The sequence below is a fragment of the Buchnera aphidicola (Kurisakia onigurumii) genome, from assembly GCF_039394605.1.
Lineage (GTDB): Bacteria > Pseudomonadota > Gammaproteobacteria > Enterobacterales > Enterobacteriaceae > Buchnera_I > Buchnera_I aphidicola_B.
The window spans coordinates 56,539-78,860 of record NZ_CP135033.1; the positions used below are offsets into that span (position 1 = coordinate 56,539).

Annotated in this window: 22 protein-coding genes, 2 tRNA genes and 1 other RNA gene; 13 read left to right on the forward strand and 12 right to left on the reverse strand. The window is 19.3% G+C overall.

Translation table 11 applies throughout. The features are described from left to right. Positions 1–51: 51 nt before the first annotated feature. From crr to cysK, 4 genes are all read right to left on the reverse strand, one after another. Positions 52–555, reverse strand: coding sequence for a PTS glucose transporter subunit IIA (crr, locus tag RJU59_RS00250; protein ID WP_343128650.1), 504 nt, complete (start codon positions 553–555; stop codon positions 52–54). A gap of 78 nt (positions 556–633) precedes the next feature. Continuing rightward, on the reverse strand, positions 634–2,343 hold the full coding sequence (ptsI, locus tag RJU59_RS00255) for a phosphoenolpyruvate-protein phosphotransferase PtsI (RefSeq protein WP_343155179.1): 1,710 nt from the start codon (positions 2,341–2,343) through the stop codon (positions 634–636). 146 nt (positions 2,344–2,489) lie between these two features. Then, on the reverse strand, positions 2,490–2,747 hold the full coding sequence (locus tag RJU59_RS00260) for an HPr family phosphocarrier protein (protein ID WP_343155180.1): 258 nt from the start codon (positions 2,745–2,747) through the stop codon (positions 2,490–2,492). 65 nt (positions 2,748–2,812) lie between these two features. After that, a complete protein-coding gene (gene cysK, locus RJU59_RS00265; protein ID WP_343128653.1) occupies positions 2,813–3,772 on the reverse strand; it encodes a cysteine synthase A in 960 nt (319 codons plus the stop codon). Positions 3,773–4,059: 287 nt separating this feature from the next. Between cysK and ligA the strand changes: the two genes are divergently transcribed. Next, entirely contained in the window at positions 4,060–6,090 is a 2,031-nt protein-coding gene (ligA, locus tag RJU59_RS00270; protein WP_343155181.1) for an NAD-dependent DNA ligase LigA, read from the forward strand. A gap of 10 nt (positions 6,091–6,100) precedes the next feature. On the opposite strand, the gene RJU59_RS00275 is transcribed toward ligA, so the two are convergent. Both RJU59_RS00275 and RJU59_RS00280 read right to left on the reverse strand, forming a co-directional pair. Continuing rightward, a tRNA-Lys gene (locus RJU59_RS00275) sits at positions 6,101–6,173 on the reverse strand. Between the two features lie 27 nt (positions 6,174–6,200). Beyond that, positions 6,201–6,273 (reverse strand) — tRNA-Val (locus tag RJU59_RS00280). A 119-nt stretch (positions 6,274–6,392) separates the two neighbouring features. Between RJU59_RS00280 and gltX the strand changes: the two genes are divergently transcribed. Next, a complete protein-coding gene (gene gltX / locus RJU59_RS00285) occupies positions 6,393–7,793 on the forward strand; it encodes a glutamate--tRNA ligase (RefSeq protein WP_343155182.1) in 1,401 nt (466 codons plus the stop codon). Between the two features lie 115 nt (positions 7,794–7,908). On the opposite strand, the gene RJU59_RS00290 is transcribed toward gltX, so the two are convergent. Further along, complete coding sequence (locus tag RJU59_RS00290; protein WP_343155183.1) at positions 7,909–8,289, reverse strand: flagellar hook-basal body complex protein FliE; 381 nt, start codon at positions 8,287–8,289, stop codon at positions 7,909–7,911. 224 nt (positions 8,290–8,513) lie between these two features. On the opposite strand from RJU59_RS00290, the gene fliF reads away from it, so the two are divergent. The 10 genes from fliF (at position 8,514) to fliR (ending at position 18,149) form a co-directional block, all read left to right on the forward strand. After that, positions 8,514–10,178, forward strand: a complete 1,665-nt coding sequence (gene fliF, locus RJU59_RS00295) for a flagellar basal-body MS-ring/collar protein FliF (RefSeq protein WP_343155184.1) — start codon at positions 8,514–8,516, stop codon at positions 10,176–10,178. Further along, positions 10,168–11,151, forward strand: a complete 984-nt coding sequence (locus RJU59_RS00300; RefSeq protein WP_343155185.1) for a FliG C-terminal domain-containing protein — start codon at positions 10,168–10,170, stop codon at positions 11,149–11,151. Before fliF ends, RJU59_RS00300 begins: the two co-directional genes overlap by 11 nt. A 1-nt stretch (position 11,152) precedes the next feature. Then, complete coding sequence (locus RJU59_RS00305) at positions 11,153–11,821, forward strand: FliH/SctL family protein (protein WP_343128659.1); 669 nt, start codon at positions 11,153–11,155, stop codon at positions 11,819–11,821. Continuing rightward, positions 11,818–13,185, forward strand: coding sequence for a FliI/YscN family ATPase (locus tag RJU59_RS00310; protein WP_343155186.1), 1,368 nt, complete (start codon positions 11,818–11,820; stop codon positions 13,183–13,185). The genes RJU59_RS00305 and RJU59_RS00310 overlap by 4 nt, the downstream gene beginning before the upstream one ends. A gap of 550 nt (positions 13,186–13,735) precedes the next feature. Continuing rightward, entirely contained in the window at positions 13,736–14,680 is a 945-nt protein-coding gene (locus RJU59_RS00315; protein ID WP_343155187.1) for a hypothetical protein, read from the forward strand. A gap of 78 nt (positions 14,681–14,758) precedes the next feature. Further along, positions 14,759–15,718 (forward strand): FliM/FliN family flagellar motor switch protein, encoded by a 960-nt coding sequence (locus RJU59_RS00320; RefSeq protein ID WP_343155188.1) that lies wholly within the window; start codon positions 14,759–14,761, stop codon positions 15,716–15,718. A 25-nt stretch (positions 15,719–15,743) separates the two neighbouring features. Further along, the gene (fliN, locus tag RJU59_RS00325; RefSeq protein ID WP_343155189.1) at positions 15,744–16,208 is read left to right on the forward strand and encodes a flagellar motor switch protein FliN; all 465 of its coding nucleotides are present in this window, start codon (positions 15,744–15,746) and stop codon (positions 16,206–16,208) included. Positions 16,209–16,324: 116 nt separating this feature from the next. Continuing rightward, positions 16,325–17,065: a flagellar type III secretion system pore protein FliP gene (fliP, locus tag RJU59_RS00330; RefSeq protein ID WP_343128664.1), complete on the forward strand. Its 741-nt coding sequence runs from the start codon at positions 16,325–16,327 to the stop codon at positions 17,063–17,065. A gap of 41 nt (positions 17,066–17,106) precedes the next feature. Beyond that, positions 17,107–17,376 carry a flagellar biosynthesis protein FliQ gene (gene fliQ, locus RJU59_RS00335; protein WP_343155190.1) on the forward strand — a complete coding sequence of 90 codons (270 nt, stop codon included), beginning with the start codon at positions 17,107–17,109 and terminating at the stop codon, positions 17,374–17,376. A 2-nt stretch (positions 17,377–17,378) separates the two neighbouring features. Beyond that, positions 17,379–18,149, forward strand: a complete 771-nt coding sequence (gene fliR / locus RJU59_RS00340; RefSeq protein WP_343155191.1) for a flagellar biosynthetic protein FliR — start codon at positions 17,379–17,381, stop codon at positions 18,147–18,149. Positions 18,150–18,175: 26 nt separating this feature from the next. Here fliR and rpmG read toward each other — a convergent pair whose 3' ends face one another. From rpmG to ppa, 3 genes are all read right to left on the reverse strand, one after another. Next, complete coding sequence (gene rpmG, locus RJU59_RS00345) at positions 18,176–18,343, reverse strand: 50S ribosomal protein L33 (RefSeq protein WP_343128667.1); 168 nt, start codon at positions 18,341–18,343, stop codon at positions 18,176–18,178. Beyond that, complete coding sequence (gene rpmB / locus RJU59_RS00350) at positions 18,343–18,597, reverse strand: 50S ribosomal protein L28 (protein ID WP_343128668.1); 255 nt, start codon at positions 18,595–18,597, stop codon at positions 18,343–18,345. The genes rpmG and rpmB overlap by 1 nt, the downstream gene beginning before the upstream one ends. A gap of 143 nt (positions 18,598–18,740) precedes the next feature. Then, on the reverse strand, positions 18,741–19,268 hold the full coding sequence (ppa, locus tag RJU59_RS00355; protein WP_343155192.1) for an inorganic diphosphatase: 528 nt from the start codon (positions 19,266–19,268) through the stop codon (positions 18,741–18,743). Positions 19,269–19,404: 136 nt separating this feature from the next. Between ppa and RJU59_RS00360 the strand changes: the two genes are divergently transcribed. Then, positions 19,405–20,751 carry a metallopeptidase TldD-related protein gene (locus RJU59_RS00360; RefSeq protein WP_343155193.1) on the forward strand — a complete coding sequence of 449 codons (1,347 nt, stop codon included), beginning with the start codon at positions 19,405–19,407 and terminating at the stop codon, positions 20,749–20,751. Between the two features lie 19 nt (positions 20,752–20,770). Here the strand turns inward: RJU59_RS00360 and rnpB are convergent. Further along, positions 20,771–21,204, reverse strand: an RNA gene (gene rnpB / locus RJU59_RS00365) — RNase P RNA component class A. Between the two features lie 179 nt (positions 21,205–21,383). Next, positions 21,384–22,259, reverse strand: a complete 876-nt coding sequence (gene rsmI / locus RJU59_RS00370; RefSeq protein WP_343155194.1) for a 16S rRNA (cytidine(1402)-2'-O)-methyltransferase — start codon at positions 22,257–22,259, stop codon at positions 21,384–21,386. Positions 22,260–22,322: the final 63 nt, after the last annotated feature.

The following is a 22,322-nucleotide window of genomic DNA, read 5'->3' on the forward strand; positions in this document are numbered from 1 at the left end:
TTTGTGTCGTTTTTAATATAAAAATATGTTTTTATACTTATAAAAATAATATTACATAGTAGCTAACATAATAGGAGTTTTACCAGCAACTACTAAACCGGACATTTTTTTTAATATTTTTATTTTTTCCATATTGGAAATAACAACAGGTGTAATGATAGATTTAGCATTTTTTATCAAAAAATCTAAATCAACAGTAATAATTACATCTCCCTTTTTTACTTTTCCTGTATGTTGAATAATTTTTTTAAATCCTTTTCCTTTTAAATTTACAGTATCAATGCCAAAATGAACAAAAATTTCAATACCATGAATTGATTTCATGGAAAAAGCATGCAATGTATCAAATATTTTAGAAATATTTCCATCTATAGGAGCTACAATTTTATTATCAGAAGGTTTAATTGATATTCCATCCCCTACTATTTTTTCTGAAAAAACTGAATCTGGTACTTTTTCAATATTAATAAGTTCTCCAGAAATAGGGGATACAATTTCTATTTCTTGAAAATATTTTTCTTTTTTTGATTTAAAAAAATTAGAAAATAAACTCATATTTTAATCCTGAATATCAATTTCAAATTAATAAAAAATTAAATTAATTTAATTTTTTAATATATTATAATAAAATTTTTAAATATCGTTTTTGAGAACATGAATTAATTCTTGTACAGTAGATTGAGATAATGCTCTTTTTGCTAATTTTTGAGCTTGTGTAAAATTACTATTTATTATTATATCTTTTATAATTGGAATACAAGAAGAACTCATACTAAATTCATCTATTCCCATACCTAATAGTAATAAAGTAGCTTTTTCATCAGAAGCTAACTCTCCGCAAATTCCAGTCCATTTACCTTCCATGTGTGATGCATCTATTACTTTTTTCATCAATCGTAATACAGAAGGACTCATTGGATTATATAAGTTCGAAATCAAATCATTACCTCTATCAACAGCTAATGTGTACTGGGTTAAATCATTACTACCAATACTAAAAAAATCTACTTCTTTAGACAAATGATCAGAAATCATTGCAGCAGCTGGAGTTTCTATCATTATACCAATTTTAATAAATTCATCAAACTTTTGATTTTCATCTTTTAAATTATTTTTTATTTTTATTATTTCATTTTTTAATTTTCTTACTTCTTCTACTGATATAATCATAGGAAACATTATACGCAATTTTCCAAAATATGAAGCTCTTAAAATTGCTCGAATTTGTGTGTTTAATATTTCTTTTTTTAACATTGATACACGAATTGCCCTACATCCTAAAAAAGGATTTTCTTCTTTTGGTAAATCTATATAGGATAAATTTTTATCTCCTCCTACATCCATTGTACGAATAATTACAGGTTTATTTTGCATTTCAATAGCTACTTTTTTATAAGCTTCAAATTGTTCATCTTCAGAAGGAAAATTATTTCTTTCCATAAACAAAAATTCTGTTCGATACAAACCTATGCATTTTGCTCCATATTTTTTAGCATTTTGAACATCATTAGGACTACCAATATTTGATCCAAGTTCTATTTTATGTCCGTCTAAAGTAACTGCGGAAATATTTTTAATTTTTTTTAATTTCTGTTTATTTTGTAAAAAATTTTTTTTTATTATCTTTTTTTCTTTAATAATATTTATAGAAGGATTAATAAAAATTTCATTGTTAATACTATCTAAAATGATAAAATCATTATTTTTAATATTTTTAGTTATTTTTGATACTCCCACAATTGCTGGTAATTCAAGTGAACGAGCAATAATAGAAGTATGTGATGTTTTACCACCTTGTTCAGTAATAAATCCTAATATTTTTTTTAAATTCATTTGAGCTGTTTCAGAAGGAGTTAAATCTTTTGCAATTAAAATAACTGGTTCTTGTATATTATTTAAATCAACAATATTAATATTTAAAATATTTTTTATTAATCTATTTCCTATATCTTGTATATCTATTATTCTATTTTTTAAATATTCATTTTCTATTTTACTAATCGATTTAATCTGATTTTCTATAAAAATAGAAACTGATTTATCAGATGAATATAAATTATTTTTAATCAAAGAAATAATCTCTTCTTCAAAATCTTCATCTTCAAGCAACATAATATGTCCTTCAAATATTTCTTTTTGTTCTTTTTTTAAATTATAAGAAGAGTTTTCTTTAATTACTTTGATTTGCTGAATAGATTTTTTTCTAGATTGTATGAATTTTTTTATTTCTTGAATAACATCTTTTTTTGATATTAATTTATCATTAATAGATATTTTTTTTTCATTTAATAATAATGTTTTTCCAAATACAACTCCTGGAGATACTGAAATACCTGAAATCATAACAGTTCCTTTTTAATTATTTTTAAAATTTTTTATAAATTGATAATTAAACATGAAGGGAATTAATCACTTTTTAAAAATACTTTACTTTTACATGAAAATTTTTTTATATTAAAATAATTTATATATAAAATTCTATTAATAGATTAAAAAATATTTTTAATTATTTTAGAAATACTTTCCATAGCTTTTTTTTCATCATTTCCATGAATAGATAAAATAACTGTAGTACCTTTTGTTAAACCTAAAGTTTGTAATTTAAATAAACTTTTTGCATTTACTGTATTTTTTTCTAACGTTATAGTAATATCTGATTTAAACTTTTTAGCTTCTTTAACAAAAACTGCTGCTGGTCGAATATGTAAACCATTTTCTGCTGTAATAACAATTTTTTTAGAAATCATCGATGTAATATTGTCCTTATTGATATTAATATAAAAGTATTGATATACTTATATTTTAAAATTAATTATGATATTTTATTGTTTTCAAGAAATAATGCAGTACTTAAATAACGCTCCCCAGAAGAAGGTAAGATAACAACAATTTTCTTATTATAAAATTTTTTATTTTTTTGAATTTTTAATGCTGCTGCTACTGCTGCTCCCGATGATATTCCAGATAAAATTCCTTCCTGTAACATTATTCTTTTTGCCATATCAATAGCTTCTTGATCAGAAATTTTTACTATTTGATCAACTAAATTTAAATCTAAATTTTTAGGTATAAATCCAGCTCCAATTCCTTGAATTTGATGTCTTCCTGATTTGATTTTTTTCCCAGATAAAAATTGACTGATTACTGGAGAAGATTTTGGTTCAACTCCTACACTAATAAAAGAATTAATTTTTTTATCTTTTTTAAAATACTGACTGATTCCTGTAATTGTACCACCTGTACCAATTCCTGCTACTAATACATCTATTTCTCCATTAGTGTCTTTCCATATTTCAGGTCCGGTAGTTTTTCTGTGTATTTCTGGATTTGCAGGATTATCAAATTGTTGTAACATAAGATATTTATTTGGATTAGAAGCAACGATTGAATGAGCAAGATTTATTGCTCCAGTCATACCTTCACTTCCTGCTGTTAACTTTAATTCAACCCCTAAAGCAAGTAATAATTTTTTTCGTTCTATAGACATTGAATCTGGCATAGTAATAATTATCTTATAATTTCTAGATGCTGCAACATGAGCTAATGAAATTCCTGTATTACCACTTGTTGCTTCAATTAAAGTTGTTTTTTTTGTTAATAATCCTAATTTTTCTGCATTCCAGATCATATTTGCCCCAATACGACATTTTACGCTAAAACCAGGATTACGAGATTCAATTTTTACAAAAATATTTCCATTACCTATTCTATTTAATTTAACTAAAGGAGTATTTCCTATAGTCATAGAGTTATCTTTGTAGCATGTATGCATAAAATCCCTATTTAGTTAGTAGATACTATGTTAAAAATAATATAAGAAGTAATTTATTTTATTTATAACATATTTTTATTAAAAAAAATAACTTACTATAAGTATAGTATTATAAATAGTATACATTTTTTGAATTAGAAAAATGTATCTTAATTATTAAAATATTTTTATATTTATATTAATTTTAATAATAATATATATATATATTTTATTTCACGAAAAACAAAAAATTTTAAAAATTTTTTGTTTTTTTTTAAATCCAATTAATTAAATTAAATTATAAAAATATGCAATGTAATAATAAAAAATTAAAAAAATTAAAAAAAAAAATTAGCTATCATGCCTATAGATATTATACATTAGATAATCCTATTATTTCAGACATAGAATATGATTTATTAATTCAAAAATTACAAAAATTAGAAAAAAAAAGTAAAAATTTTCAAAAAAATGACTCGATAACAAAAAAAATTGGTCTTAAAATGTTAAACTTTTTTAAAATAAAAAAACATTTTACACCTATGTTATCTTTACAAAATATCTATAACGTTGAAGAAATAGAAGTTTTTAAAAAAAAAATTCAAAAAAAAATAAAAAAAAAAGTTTTTTCTTTATCGTGCGAATTAAAAATAGATGGTTTAGCAATTAGTCTTTTATATAAAAAAGGAATTTTAATTAGATCTTTAACTAGAGGAAATGGAATAAAAGGAGAGGATGTTACATTAAATTCCTTTAATATTAAAAATATACCTAAATTTTTAAATTCAAAATATCAAATTCCAGAAATTATTGAGATAAGAGGAGAAATATATATGCTTTCCTCAGATTTCAAAAAATTAAATCAAAAAAAAAATATATTATGTAATACTATTTTTTCGAATAGTAGAAATGCAGCTGCTGGATCTCTCCGTCAAAATGATCCTAAAATAACAAAAGAAAGAAAATTAATGTTTTTTTGCCATGGATATGGAATATGTAAAATGAAAAATATACCTAATAATCACTATGATATGATTAAAAAAATAAAATCTTGGGGAATACCTGTAAATAAAAATATTTTTTTAACTAATAAAATTAATGAAATACAAAAATATTATTTCTATTTTCAAAAAAAAAGAGATCTACTAAATTTTGAAATTGACGGTATCGTAGTTAAAATTAATGATTTAAATGATCAAAAAAAAATAGGGAATACAAATAAATATCCAAAATGGGCTATAGCAATCAAATTTTCTCCCTATGAAAAACAAACCAAAATATTAAATGTAGATTTTCAAGTGGGTAGGACAGGAATAATTACACCAGTAGCTAGATTAAAACCAATAAAAATATCAGGAGTCATAATAAAAAATGCTTCGTTACATAACCGATATGAGATAAAAAGATTAAAAATATTAATTGGTTCTACAGTTCTAATACGCAGAGCTGGAGATGTTATTCCATATGTAGTGAAAGTTGTTAATACTACTGATAAAAATTTTTTGAAAATGAAAAAAATTATATTTCCTCAAAATTGTCCATCTTGTAATACTAAAATTATTGAAGAAAATAATATGAAGATTTCCAGATGTAATAATTATTTTAATTGTATTGAACAACTTAAAAAAAAATTAGAACACTTTGTATCTAGAAATGCTTTTAATATAATAGGATTAGGTCCGCATATTATTCATAAATTATTTTCAAATAAAATTGTATTAATACCTTCTGATTTTTTCAAATTAACGGTACAAAATTTAAAAAATATAGAAGGAATTAAAGAAAAAAAAGCTAATAATATAATCCAATCTTTAAATATTGCAAAAAAAATATCTTTAGAAAAATTTATATATTCATTAGGAATTCACGGTGTTGGAATTTCAGTTTCCAAATATTTATCAAAAAATTATATAAACGTACAAAATTTTATCAATGCTAATTTAAAAGATTTATTAAAAATTAATAAAATAGGTAAAAATATAGCAAATAATATAATTTCATTTTTAAAAAATAAAGATTCTATGTTAATAATTTTAAAATTAATAAAACATGTTAAATTTGAAAAGAAAAATTTGTTTATATTAAAAAATAAAAAAAATTTTTTTTTAAACAAAAAAATTGTTATTACAGGAAAGTTAATAAAATTTACTAGAAATGAAATTAATGAAATATTAAAAAAAAATGGATTTATTATACAAAATATAGTTTCCAAAAATACTGATTTTTTATTGTGCGGAAAATATACGCATAAAAGTAAAAAATTAATAAAATCTAAAAAACTAAAAGTTAAAATTTTAAATGAAAACGAATTTTTGATTCTAATAAAAAATATTATTTAATGATGTATTGTGGGTCGTGCGGGATTCGAACCTGCGACCAATTGATTAAAAGTCAACTGCTCTACCGACTGAGCTAACGACCCATTGTAATTTTTATATATAATTATATTTGGGTGATGACGGAATCGAACCGCCGACCTCCTCCGTGTAAAAGAGGAGCTCTACCGACTGAGCTAATCACCCATAATAATATAATATATGGATTATATAATTCGAGTCAATCTTTTTTTTATAAAATGCATAATATTTTTTATAAATATAATATTTTTATATTAGAAAATAAAATAATAAGGTTCACGACTATGATAATAAAAACAAGATTTGCTCCTAGCCCTACTGGATTTTTACATATTGGAAATATTCGTACAGCTTTATATTCTTGGTTATTTGCCAAAAAATTTCAAGGTTCATTTATTTTACGTATCGAAGACACTGATTCTAACCGTTCTTGTTCAAAATATAGTACACATATTATAGATACGTTAAATTGGTTAGGTTTAAAATGGGATGAAGGTCCTTATTTTCAAAGTAAAAAAATAGAACGATACAAAGATATAATTAATTTTTTACTAGAAAAAAATCATGCTTATAGATGTTATTGTTCAAAAAATAGAATAATAAAATTAAGAGAACAACAATTATTAAAAAAAGAAAAACCGAGATACGACGGATTTTGTAAAAATTTAAAAATACAAAAAAATTCTACACATGTGATTCGTTTTAAAAATCCACAAAATGGAACAGTTATATTTCAGGATAAAGTAAGAGGAGAAATAATTTTTAATAATTCAGAATTAGATGATGTAGTAATTCAAAGAAGTAATGGTTTACCTACTTATAATTTATGTGTAATAGTAGATGATTATGACACAAAAATCACACATGTAATTAGAGGTGAAGATCATATTAATAATACTCCAAGACAAATTAATATATTAAATGCATTAAAATTTACTGTACCTCAATATGCTCATTTATCAATGATTACCAATGAACAAAAAACAAATTTATCTAAAAGAGATTGTTTAACTAATATATTAAAATATCAAAAAGATGGGTTTTTTCCAGAATCAATTTTGAATTATTTAATAAGATTAGGATGGTCATATAAAAATCAAGAAATTTTTAGTAGAGAAGAGATGATTGAATTATTTTCTTTACATTCTGTAAAAAAATCTTCTAGTAGTTTTAATTTAAAAAAATTATTATGGATTAATCATTATTATTTAAATAAAATTTCTATAAATAATTTAGTGGTATTGTTTAATGAATATTGTATTAAAAATAAAATTATTCTTTATAAAAATATTGATTTAAAAGAAATAATTATTTTATTTAAAAAAAGATGTTCTAATATTAAAGAATTAGTAAAATCTTGTTGGTATTTATATAAAAATATATCAAATTATGACACAAATTTATTAAAAAAATATGTTTTAATATATAAAAAAGAAATTTTTTTATCTCTAATAAAAAAATTTTTAGAATTAAATAATTGGGAACAAAAAAACATTGTATCATTTTTGAAAAAATATTCTTTAAATAATCAATTAACAATGAAAGATATTAGTATGCTATTAAGAGTTATATTAACAAATTCAATTAATTCACCAAATATTACTAGCATAATTATATTATTAGGTCGGAAAAAAGTACTACATAGAATAAATTTTATTATCAATGCATATATAAAAAAAGTATAAAAATTTTTTAATATTTCATAAATACAGAGCGTAAATTTTAATTTACGCGCTGTATTAAATACATATGAATATGTAGTTTAATAGAAATTAAATTATTTTTTATTCAAAACAAAATTTATATATTAGAATGCATAATGTCATGATAAGCCCTCAATACTTTGTTTTTTACACATGTTAATATTTGTAAAGTAATAGATTTTTTTTGCATTTCCAAAATAAAATCATTTAAAGGAATTACATTTGGATCATCCGAAAGGAATTTTGATGAAAAAATTTTATGATCACTATTTTTATTATTTATAATTGTATTTTTTATAGAATCAGTTTTTATATCTAAATTATTTTTATTTATTTCATCATTATTTGATAAAAATGTTTTTTTTATATTTTTTAATTCTGATATAAAATCATTATTTTTATTTTTTTTTCCTACAATAGAATCTATTATATTATTTTTAATAATTTCATAATTACTTAAAATAATATCAAAAAACATATTTTTTTTCCTCAAATATAATATTTAAATATATTTATTTTTTTTATTTTATTTTTGTATATATTCAATATATCAAATAAAAATATTAATATATTATATATAAAAAATGAAAACAATATTTTTATTAAATTTAAAATTTTTATACAATTAAAAAATTAATTATTATTTTTTATTATTATAAATTATCATTTTATTTAAGATATCTATTTATCTAGGAAATGTATATGAATACTAGAAAAGAAACAGAATCAAAAAAACATAAAAAAAATTTTTTACAACAAATATTAATTTTATATAATAAGAAACAAAAATTTACATTAATAACCATATCTTTTATTATTTCTATAATAATTTCTTTTATATTATGGAATCAACATCCAAAATATGAATTATTATATACTGAACTATCACAAGAAAAAAATAATGATTTCATTCATCAACTAAAAAATTTAAATATTCCATATCAAATTGATAAAAAAAATAATTATTTATATATTCCTAAAAATAAAATTAAACTAGCAAAATCAATATTATCAAATATGGATCCAATAGAAAATAAAAATATTGGATTTGAGTTATTAGATCAAGAAAAATTTGGAATTAGTCAGCTAAACGAAAAAATTAACTATCAGCGTGCATTAGAAGGTGAATTATCTCGTACTATTCAATCTATTAATGGTATTAAACATGCAAGAATACATTTAGCTATTCCAAAAAATACAATTTTTTTAGATGAAAAACAAAATTCTTCAGCTGCTATTTCATTAACTCTAAAAAAAGGAATACAAATCACATCTGAACAAATTGCATCAATTGTACATCTAGTATCAAGCAGTATTGTTAATTTAAAACCAGAAAATATTACTATTATTGATCAAAATGGAAAATTATTGAATCGACCAGGAAATGAAATATTAGAATTTAATAATGTACGTTTAAAATATTTAAATGAAATCGAAGAATATTATAAAAAAAAAATAGAAAGTATTCTTATACCATTATTAGGACCAAATAATATATATGCAAAAGTAACAGCAGAAATTAATTTTAATAATCAAAATAAAATAGAAGAAAAATATCAACCAAACTATAATAAAAATAAACAATCAATTAGATTAATTCAAAAAAATAATAATGCAGAAGTAGAACCAACAGATACTAATGATTTTAATAATGTTAATATACAAAAACCTAATAAAGAAAAAATAAATTTATTAGAAGTAAAAAAAGATTATAAATTACAAGATTCTGAAACAGAAAAAAATATAAATAATAAAATTTATCCAGGTTCCAGTTTTCATAATGAAAATACAGTACATTATGAATTAAACCATAGCACTATTCATACTAAAATTAATCTTGGAGACATTAAACACATATCTGCTGCAGTTATTATAAATTACGATAAGAATAAAAATGGAAAATATGTTCCTTTAAAAAAACAAAAAATTGAAAATATTACTCAATTAGTACAAGAATCAATAGGATATTCAAAAAAAAGAGGAGATTCAATTAAAGTTGTTAATTCAAAATTTTTTAACTCTATTAAACCAAAAAAAAATATAATCATACAAAAAAATAAAAATAGTTATAATAAAAATATTTTATTAGAAAGTATAATTTTTATTTTTTTTATTTTTAGTATTTTTTATTTTAGAAAAATTTTATCTCTTTATAATAAGAAAAAAAATACAATAAAAAATGATACTATAATAAAAACAATAAAAGAAAAAAATAAAAAAGAAATTAATTCTAATTTCAATATTAATAAATCTAAAAATATAAAATCAAAAGATTCTGAAATAGAATTTACAGAAATATCAAAAAATAAACCAAAAATAATAGCAAAAATTATTCGTAAATGGATAAATGAAAAATATGAATCTTAGTGGAATACAAAAAAGTGCATTATTATTAATGATAATGAATATAGAACTAAGTTCTAAAGTATTAACATACTTAACACAAAAAGAAATACAAAAAATATTTTTATTAAATTCAGAATTAGAAAAAATTCCTGAAAATATAATAAAAGAAGTTATTCATGAATACAGAAGTTTATATAATAAAATAAATGATAAAAAAAAAATTCAAAAAAATAATTTATTAAAAATATTAAAAATGGGATTAGGACAACAAAAAGGAATAAAATTATTTGAAAAAATAAATCAAAAAAAAAATTTTTTATTAAATATAAAATATTTAAATTCAATTCCTTCAAAAGATATTTTCGATTTAATTAAAAACGAAAATATAGAATTTATATCTATAATTCTCATGCATATAAAAACAAAAAAATATAAAAAAATATTTTCATTTTTTAATTTAGAAATACAATCGAATATAATTATTAAAATATCAGAATTTCAATTTTTAAATGATTCTGCAAAAATAGAACTAAGCAATATTCTTGATAAAATTATTTATTTACATAAATTGAAAACAAAAAAAAACGAAAATTTAAAAATTATTAAAAATATGTTAAATTCAAAATATGTAGAAAAAAATAATATAATATTGAAAAATATTTACAAAAAAAATAAAGATTTAACTAATAATATTTTGTTAAAAAATTTTACATTTCAAAATATTTTAAAAATAAGTGATTCAGGAATTAAAAAAATATTACTTAATATAGATATAAAAACAATATACATATCTATATTTGACAAAAATAAAATTTTTAAAAATAAAATAATAAAAAATATGTCCGAAAATCAATTAAATTTATTTAACTGCGAAATAAATAAAAAAAATTTTTATTCTCCTAATTTAATATATGAAAAACAAGAAATAGTATTAAAAAAAATAAAACTAATGTTAAATAAATTTGAATTATCTATACTCGATATTGAGAATTAAAATGTCTAAAAATTTTTCGAAAAAAAATTGGATTCGTTGGTATCCTGAAAAAATTAATTTTTTAAAAAATGAATCTGAAAATCATAATAATGAATCTGATTTAAATATAAAAAAAAAATCAAAAAAAAAAAAAATAAATTATCAAAATAATTTAAATAAAAAAAATGAATTAATTTTAATGAAAGAAAAAAATAATATATATCAACAAGGATTTAAAGAAGGAAAAAATTATGCTTTAAAAAAATTAAATAATACAGTATATATAAAATTAGAAAATCTTTTTTTTGATTTTCAAAAATCATTAAAAAAATTAGATAAAGTATTTTCTTCATATATATTGAAATTATCATTAAAAATTTTAAAAGATATTATTGGAATAAAAGAAATAAATACTCAAGATTTTTTAGAACATAAAATAAAAAAAATTATTCAAACAGATTTTTCTGATGCTATAGAAAAAAAAATAATAATACATCCAAAAAATAAATTATTTGTAGATAAAAAATTAAAAAAAATAATAAAAATGTATAATTGGAAAATTATATATAAAAATGATATCCCTGTAGAAGGATGTAAAATTATTTCAGAAATAGGAAATGTAGATGCAACATTAAATGGTTTATGGAAAGATTTATATCGAGTATATAAATCTGAGGATAATATCATATGATAAAAAGAATGGATCGGTGGTTAGAAAAAATCAATAATTTTAGAAAAAAAATAGAATATTTTCCAGAATTAGTTAAATATGGATGTTTAACTAGTTCTATAGGATTATTGCTAGAAGTAAAAAATTTACAACTTCCAATTGGTTCTCAATGCGTAATTGAAAAAATTTTATCTAATGGAAATATTCTATATATAGAATCAGAAGTAGTTGGTTTTAAAAATAAAAAAATTATTTTAATGCCATTTCAAGACCCAGAAGGTTTATCACCTGGATCTCGAGTATACCCTAAAAATTTTAATAAAAATAATACAATAGAAAAAAAAATACCTGTTGGTTTTAATTTGCTAGGAAGAGTAGTAGATTGTTTTGGAAACGCGTTAGATGGAAAAAAAAAAATTAAATTTGACGAATTTGTTTCTATTACAAATAAAACAATTAATCCTTTAGAAAAATCTCCTATTAATTCTATTTTAGATGTAGGAATACGATCAATTAATACTTTTTTAACTATTGGTAGAGGGCAAAGGATGGGAATTTTTTCCACAGCTGGAGTTGGTAAAAGTATGTTATTAACTATGATCACAAAATTTACTAAAGCTGATATAATAGTAGTAGGTTTAATTGGAGAAAGAAGTAGAGAAGTTACTGAATTTATTAAATCTATCCAAAATAATATTAATATAAAAAACATTATTGTTGTAGTATCTACTGCCAGTAATCCTGCTTTAGTAAGAGTTCAAGCTTCACTATATTCCGTACGAATTGCAGAATATTTTAGAGAGAAAAAAAAAAATGTGTTACTAATTATTGATTCTTTAACTAGATTTGCTATGGCTCATCGAGAAATATCTTTATCTTTAGGAGAAATTCCTTCTACGAAAGGATATCCTACCTCAGTTTTTTCTAAATTATTATTATTTATAGAAAGATGTGGAAATGGAAAAAATAAAGAAGGATCGATTAGTTCTTTTTATACTATACTGACAGAAGGTGAAGGAGAAAGCGATCCTGTATCAGAAACCGCTAAATCAATTTTAGATGGACATATCATACTATCTAAAAAATATGCTGAATCAGGTCATTATCCGGCTATTGATATGGAAAAATCTATTAGTAGAGCAATGCCAAATTTAGTTGAAAAAGAACATTATTATCAATCTTGTTATTTAAAAAAAATAATTTCGATTTATAATGAAAATAAAGACCTTATTAATGTAGGGGCATATATTCATGGATCCAATCCTAATTTAGATGAAGCAATAAAAATATGGCCGTATTTAGAAAAATTTTTACAACAAGATATGTTTAATAAATGTTCTTTTGAAAGTTCTTACGAAGAGTTTATAAAATTATTAAAAAAATAATTATATATATTTTTAATAAAAAATATATATATATTTTTTTTTAAATCAAATTTTATTTTTAAAAAAAATATATAGGTGATAGTATAAAAAATACAGTAATTTCTATTTTAAAAAAAATAAAAAAAAAAAAAATATTAAAAATATCATACAATATAAAAATACTAAAAATTAAAAAACATACAGTAAAAAAAAAAATATTTAAAATAAATATATTAAAAAAAAAATATGAAAAAATATTATCAAAAAATATAAAAAATGGAATTTTACCTGAAGAACTATTAAAATATAAAAATTTTTTATATTTCTTAAAAAGAAAAATAATTAATAAAGAAAAAAAAAATAAAAAATATAATAAAAAAATTGAAAATTATTATCAAAATATTCAATATTTACAGAAAAAAATACAAATATGGAATAATTTATCTATTAAATTAATAGAAAAACAAAAAATAATAAATAATCAAAAAAACGAAAAAATATTTGAAGAAAATATTTTATTAATTCAAAATATAAAAAATAGTAAAATTTTTTTTTAAAATAAAATAAAAAAATGAAAAGAAAAACTTTAATTAATCCAAACGAAAAACAAAATACAATTATTAATAATGTATTTAAAAAAGAAAATAAACAACATGTACATAATAGTGCAAATTTTACTAAATTATTTAAAAAAATTAATTCTAATAATATAGATAACACAAAAAATAATGATTTAATAATAAAAGAATTTCAATACAATAAAAATGTTTTTTTTCATGATTTAAAAAATAAAAAAAAATCATATTCTGAAAATTATACAAAATATACAAAATTTTATCATTCATCAGAATATAAAAATATAAATAATCAAACAAATGCGATTAATAAAAATATTTTTCATCATGAATATAATGAAAAAAAGATTACACCATTAAAAAAAATACCTATATATAAAAAATTTTTTTCAATAATTTTTAATACAAATTTTTTAAAAATAATTAAAACTATTTCTAATAAAATTAACTCGAGTTGTACATTTTTTAAAAATATAAATTATTTTTTAAATAATAAAAAAAAAATTTATTTTGAAGAAATAAAAAATATTTTTTCACCCTATCATTATTATCGAAATAAAATTATATTGAGTATTTATACAAAAATTATGTTATACAGAATTAAACAAAATTTAAAAAATATTACTTCTATTATTTTGTTAAAAAAAAAAAAAAAGTTAAATAATTTTTTTTTATCAAAAATAGAAAAATATTTCAAAAATACAAAAATATTTTGTGAAAATAAAATAATTCCTATTACTATTAAAAATAAAAACATTTTTTTAATAATTTATTTAAATTCATTAAATAAAATTCGAATTCTTTTTAATTTTTTACAAAAAAAAATAATCATTTCTATTTTTTCAAAACAAAAAGAAAAAATGGAAATGATAAAAAAAAAAATTTTTAAATTAATTGGTAATTTAAAAAAAAAAGGATTTAAAATAAAACAAAAATATTAATTTTTAATATTTAAAAAAAATAATAAAAAATTTTTAAATTATTCTAAATACAATAACTGTTAATTAGGATCTTGAATTTTGAAAAAAAATTTTTATTTATTCAATCATTTAAATAAAAAAAAATGTTTTGACACAAAAAAAAATATTTTATTAAAAAATTTTTTATGTTATAACCCAGAAATAGATTTTAACAAAATTAAAAATTTATCAAATTTTTTAAAAAAAATAGGAATTGAAATATCTACACATATACAAAAAAAATTAATTAAATTTTTTGAAATTGAGATATTAACAAATTATAAAAATATAGAAATAAATAATCATTTATATAATTCAATTAAAAAAAAAACAATTTATAATTTATCATTTACATATTTTGAAAATCAAAAAAATTATATTTTAATATATCTTCCTGTTAATTTTACTCATTACATTATTAATAAATTATTTGGTTTTAAAAAAAATAAAGAAAATATAAAAAATACAAATGAAAATTATATTAATTCTATAACTACAAAACATTTTAATAAAAAAATAATAATATTGATTACAAAAAAAATAATTTATTTTTTACAAAAAAAAATTTTATTAAATATGAATATTCTTTATTTTAAATTTTTTACAAATAAAAAAGAAATACATAATGACATAATAAATAAAAATATTGTTAAAATTAGTTTTGAATTAATAATTGATGATTGGAAAGAAATTCTATACTGCGAAATACCATTCATATTTATTAAATTTTTAAAAAATAAAAAAAAAAATATTCCTATAAATAATATATTTGATAAAAAAAATAAATCTATATCTGTAAAAAATATAAACAATGTAAAAATAGAAATTATTGCCAAGTTAACAAATATTAGAACATCATTTTCCAAGATATCAAATTTATCAATAGGAGATATAATTCCTATTAAAAAACCTAAAAAAATAATTTTTTTCTTAGAAAATAAACCTATTTTAAATGGAAATTTAATAAATTATAATATGTTTTATTCTTGTTATATAAAAAATTTTATTAAAAATAAATAATATTTAAATCAAGATAGGAAAAAAAATGCAAGATAAAAATCTTAATGTAGAAAAAGAAAAATCTATACAAAACAAAGAAAATTTAAATGAAAACGAAATAATTCACGAAACTGAAGAAAATAATACATCAAAAAATCAAGATAAAGATATTTTAAAAATAAAAAATGAATTCGAAAATATCAGTAAAAATTTTATTGAAAACGAATCTAAAACAGATAAAATAAAATTAAAAGATAAAAAAAAATATAAAAATAATTTTAAAAATTTTAAAATTCTTGAAGAAGTACCAGTAAACATAGTAGTAGAATTAGGAAAAAAAAAAATAAAAATAAAAGATTTATTAAAATTAAAAACAGGTTCTATATTAACTTTAAATAAAGTAGTAGGAGAAGAATTAAATATTCTAATTAACAACCATGTAATAGCAAAAGGAGAAATTGTAGTCACTGAAGAACAATATGGAATAAGAATTACACATATTCAAGAATAATTATTATAAAAATTTATATTATTTTATATTTTATATCTTTAAAAGACTACATAGAATCAATTAATGTAATAAAAAATTATATATATGCATATATATTTTTTTTTTTGGATAACACAATGAATTATAAAAAATTTATTATATTTTTTACATCTTTATTATTATGCTCTAATGCATACTCCGAACCAATGAATTTTTTTAATCAATTTTTAAATAAAGACATTCTTAATACTAATTCAAGATTTCCTTTTGAAATATTAGTTTTTGTAACTTTACTAAGTTTTATACCTGCTTTTATATTAATGATGACAAGTTTTACAAGAATTGTTATTGTGTTCGGTTTATTGAGAAATGCATTGGGTACATCTTATGCTCCTCCTAACCAAATTTTAATAGGAATGGCTCTTTTTTTAACATTTTTTATCATGCAACCTGTATGCAACCAAGTATATAATGAAGCATATATTCCTTATAAAGAAGAAAAAATAAATATCATACAAGCTATACAAAAAGGATCTGTTCCTTTTCGTAAATTTATGTTAAAACAAACGAAAGAATCTGATTTAAAGTTATTTACTAATTTATACAAAATAAAAAATTTTAAAAATAAAGAAGAAATACCATTTCAAATAATATTACCATCTTTTATGATGAGCGAAATTAAATCTGGTTTTCAAATAGGTTTTATAATATTTATACCATTTTTAATTATTGACTTAGTTGTCTCTAGCACTTTAATGTCCTTAGGCATGATGATGGTTCCTCCTTCTACAATATCACTACCTTTAAAAATAATGTTATTTGTATTAGCAGACGGGTGGTCACTTTTAATAAAATCATTGTATAAAAGTTTTATATAATATTTTATATATTAATTTTAATGAAATAAAATAAAAAAATGATGAATACAGAATCTGTAGTCGATATATTCAAAGAAGCAACAAAAGCAGCTTTATTAATATCATTTCCATTATTAATATCTTCTTTATTGGTAGGATTAATAATTAGTTTTTTTCAAGCTGCTACTCAAATTAACGAACAAAGTTTATCTTTTATTCCAAAAATTATCTCAATAATAATAATTTTTATTTTTTTAGGACCTTGGATGCTGAATATTATGATTAACTATACAAGAAATATATTTTTAAATTTACCGATAGTTGTATATTAAATATGGAATTCGATTTTAATCAATTTATTAATTTTACTAATATAATAAAAAAAATAATATTACCTATTATTAGAATAATTTCTTTTTTTTTAATTGTTCCTATATTTGGAGATAATATATTAAGTAAAAAAATTAAAATAATTTTATCTATATTAATCGGAATTAGTATTTCTCCTATTTTACCAGAATTTAATAATGAAGTATCTTTTTATGAATTTTTCTTTTTATCAATACAACAAATCATAATAGGATTATTTTTTGGATTTATAATAAGAATTATATTCTCAATTCCTATTTTATCTGGAGAAATTATAAGCTCTCAAATAGGATTGTCTTTTGCTAATTTTTTTGATTTAAAGACAAATATTAATATATCTATTATTTCTCGAATATTAAATTTATTTAATATGTATATTTTCTTACTATTAAATGGAGATCTATGGTTAGTATATATTATTTGTTACAGTTTTAATAAATTTCCTATAGGTACATTTTTAAATAAAAATGATATATATTTAAACATGATTTTATTTTTTAATATTATTTTTTTAAAAAGTTTATTATTAATTTTTCCTATAGTAATAATTATGCTATCTATTAACTTTATTTTAGCTATATTAAATAGAATATCTCCTCAAATATCTATTTTTTCAGTTTTTTTTCCAATAACTGTTTTAATTGGATTATATTCTTTTTACATTTTTCTTCCTTATTTTAATAATTCTTTTACAAAAATTTTTATAAAATATTTATTTTTAAATATAGAATTTTAAATATTTAAAAAATATTTAATTAAAAATTATTTAATTTTATTTTCTATATACATTACATGCTTTTTCAATATAGGATCATATTTCTTTAAAGATAATTTTTCAGATTTGTTTCTTTTATTTTTTGTAGTTGTATAGAAATGTTTACTTCCAGAAGTAGAAACTAATTTGATTTTTTCTCTAGAGCTTTTAGCCATTATAAAACCTCTTTACTATTTTTTTTTATTTTTAAAATTTTATTTTCTACCAAGAATGAATAAATTCCTTTTTTATTAATATATCTTAAACCTTTATTACTAATTTTTAATTTAATAAATTTTTTTATTTCTGGTATCCAAAAACGATGTACTTGAATGTTTAATAAAAATTTTCGTTTTGTTTTATTCATAGCATGTGAACGATTATTTCCAAACATTGCTCTTCTGCCAGTTACCTTACAAATTCGAGACATATTTTATCCTTTTAAATATACATAAATATTATATATAAGTAAATTAATACATAAAAAATTATTTTTTTTTAATCATTATATTATAATTTTAAAAAAAAATAAAATAATAAATTTAAAATTATTTAATATTTTTTAAATAAAAACTAATATATTTTTTTTTTATTTTTGTATCTATTTTTACAAATTTCTATTTCTTTAATAGAAGATTCACAGTTCTCCCATCCAATAATTTTAACCCATTTATTATTTTCCAATTTCTTATAATGTTCGAAAAAAAAACTAATTTGATTTTTTAAATATGAAGATATATCTGTAATATCTTTAATACAATCATATTCATTCGTAATATTATTAGTTGGAACCGAAATAATTTTGCAATCTTCTCCTTTTTCATCTGATGTTCTCAACATTCCAATAGGTCTACATTCAATTCTACACATAATATGTAAAGGATAAGGAGTAATAACTAAAATATCTAATGTATCTCCATCCAACGCAAGAGTATTATCTATAAAACCATAATTAGCAGGATAAAACATTGTAGAAGGCATGATTCTATCTACATTAATTATTTTATTTTTTTTATCAAATTCATATTTGATTGGATCAGAATTAAACGGAATTTCAATATTTGCAATTATTTTAAAAAAATTTATACAATTATTCTTCATGATAATTTCCTTTATTACAATTAATTTATACATTTTTTTTTAGTAATTTAATAATGAATAAAATTAGTGTATAAAATATATTATTATTATTTTTTTCTAAATTTTATTAAATAAAAATTTGTAATAGGATCTTATCATGAATAATTTAAACTACATAAAAAAAAAACAAACTAATTTTCAAGAAATTATTTTATTTGCTATAAAATACGCAAAAAATAAAACAGACGAAATAGAAATTTCTATCAAAATGAATAAAGGAATAAATATACAATCAAAAAACTTAAAATTAGAAAAAGTAGAATTTGAAAAAAATAATTATATTTACATAACAGTTTATATTAATTTCAAAAAAGGTACTGTCTGTTCTTCCGATTTAAGTATTAATTCAATAAAAATTTTAATTAAAAAAGCAATTTTAATTGCTTCTTATACTGAACATGATAATTTTTCAGGATTAGCTGATATAAAAAAAATAACTTGGAAAGAAAAAAAAATAAAAAACTTTTATAATGTGAATTTTAATATATCAGAAGGTTTTAAAAAAACTATTATCATGGAAAAATCTGCTTTAAATTTTCATAAATCGATATCACATATAGAAAATGCATCTTTTAACAGCAATTATTCAATTTTTCATATAGGAAATAGCACAGGATTATTAAAATCCTATAGCTCTACATTTTCTTCAATTTTTATCAGTGTAATTGCAAAAAATAATAAAGGAATGCAACAAGATAATTTTTATTCAATTACAAAAGATGTACATGATTTAGAAAAAAGTGAATTAGTAGGAATACAAGCATCTAAAAAATCTTTAATGAAATTATCTCCTCAAAAAATACAAACAACAACACTACCTGTTATATTAAAATCTGAAATTATACCTATTTTTTTTAGTAACTTTATAAAAGCTATTAATGGATATAATGTTTATAATAAAAAAACTTTTCTTTTAAACTATTTAGAAAAAAAAATTTTTCCAAATTGGATGAATATTCAAGAAAATCCATTTATAAAAAAAGGATTAGGATCAAAATCATTCGATGATGAAGGAATTAATACAAAAATACAATTCATAGTAAAAAACGGAATTTTAAAAACATGGTTATTGGATAGTTATTCAGGAAAAAAATTAAATTATTTAACTACAGGACACGCAGGTACAATATCCAATTGGATTTTTTCTTATGATGAAAAATATAATTTAAAAAAAATGATGAAAATAATGAACAAAGGAATATTGATAACAGAATTAATGGGAGATGGAGTAAATATAATAAATGGAGATTTTTCCTATGGAATATCAGGTTTTCTTATTGAAAATGGAAAAATTTTACATCCGATTAGCGAAAATACTATTTCTGGAAATTTAATAAATATATTTTTAAAAATAGTAAAAATAAGTAATGATATTAACAAAAATAGTAAAATTAAATCCGGTTCAATATTATTTTCAGAAATGAAAATATCTGGTTTAAATTAATTATTAAAAAAAATAAAAAATTAGAAGTTGACTAATAAGCCGGGTTCTGTATTAGATAATCATTCATCTAGATTAACAATCACTTGTTAATTCAAGCAGCCTACCCGAATTTTCTTTAGCAAGGGCATACGCTATAAAATTCATATTTGGCCTTGCTCTAAGTGGAGTTTACCTTGCCATTTTTTGTTACCAAAAATGCGGTGTGCTCTTACCACTCCTTTTCACCCTTACTATTTTTTTATAGTATATTCATATTATTTAAATTTAAATAATATTTTTTTAAAAAAATAGCGGTATATTTTCTGTGGCACTATTCGTAGATTTACATCTCCCAGGTGTTACCTGGCACTTTTGCCCTATAGAGCCCGGACTTTCCTCTATATTTGAATAAAATTAAAAAATAATTAATTTTTTAAAAATTTATCAAAAATAGCGATTATCTCAGTCAACTTCATTATTTTAAAATTAAAAATAAACAAAAATAAAGAATAATACAATTAAGAATTTGAAACAAACAAAACAAATAAATCAGAATAAAGAGAAGACCAAAAAGAAAAGAAAGAGAAGCAGGGAGGGTTATTGCCGGCTAACTCTGAGATTATTTTATACTAATTATTTTAATTTGTCACATATTATTTTTTTTTAAATAAATATTTATAAAAATAATTTTTTTTTGTTTTGTGTATTTTAACAGCAATTTTTGATGCTTCTTTTTCAGTTAAAATTTTTTTTAATATTTTAAAAGTTTTAAATATTTTTTTATTTTTTTCTTTTTTTATATATTTTTTATTTTTTTCTTTTATGATTAATACAATTTCTCCTTTACTGCGCATGTGATCTTCTTGTATCCAAAAAATTACATCTTCTATAAATCCTCTATGAATATACTCCCATTTTTTAGTTAGTTCTTTAGAAATTACTATATATCTATCTTTTCCTAATATATTTTTAATATCTATTAGACTGTTAATTAATCGAATAGAGGATTCATAAAATATAATTGTTCTTCTTTCTTTTTTCAAAGAATTAAATAATTTTATTCTTGTATTTTTTTTTGAAGGAATAAAACCTTCATAACAAAATTTTTTTGTGGAACATCCTGATGCAATTAATGCTGTTATAGCAGCGCAAGGGCCTGGTAGAGGAACAATATTTATTTTTTTATATAAATCTATACATTGAGATATTAAATAAAATCCAGGATCATTAATTATTGGAGTTCCTGCATTTGATACCAAAGCTACATTTTTTTTATTTTTTAAATATTCGATAATTTTCTTAGTTCTTAACTTTTCATTAAATTTATGAAATGATATTAAATTATTTTTTATTTTAAATTTTTTTAGTAGTATTTTTGTATGTCTTGTATCTTCTGCTGCAATTATATCTACTGTTTTTAATACAATTAAAGCTCTTTGTGTAATATCTAATAAATTTCCAATTGGAGTGGGAACTAAATATAATGTTCCTAATTTTTCTATTTTATTTTCATGTTTGTATATTTTCATTTTAATTTTTTTTCATCAATAATTATTTTTATTTATTATTTTTGTAAGTATAAGGCAATAAAT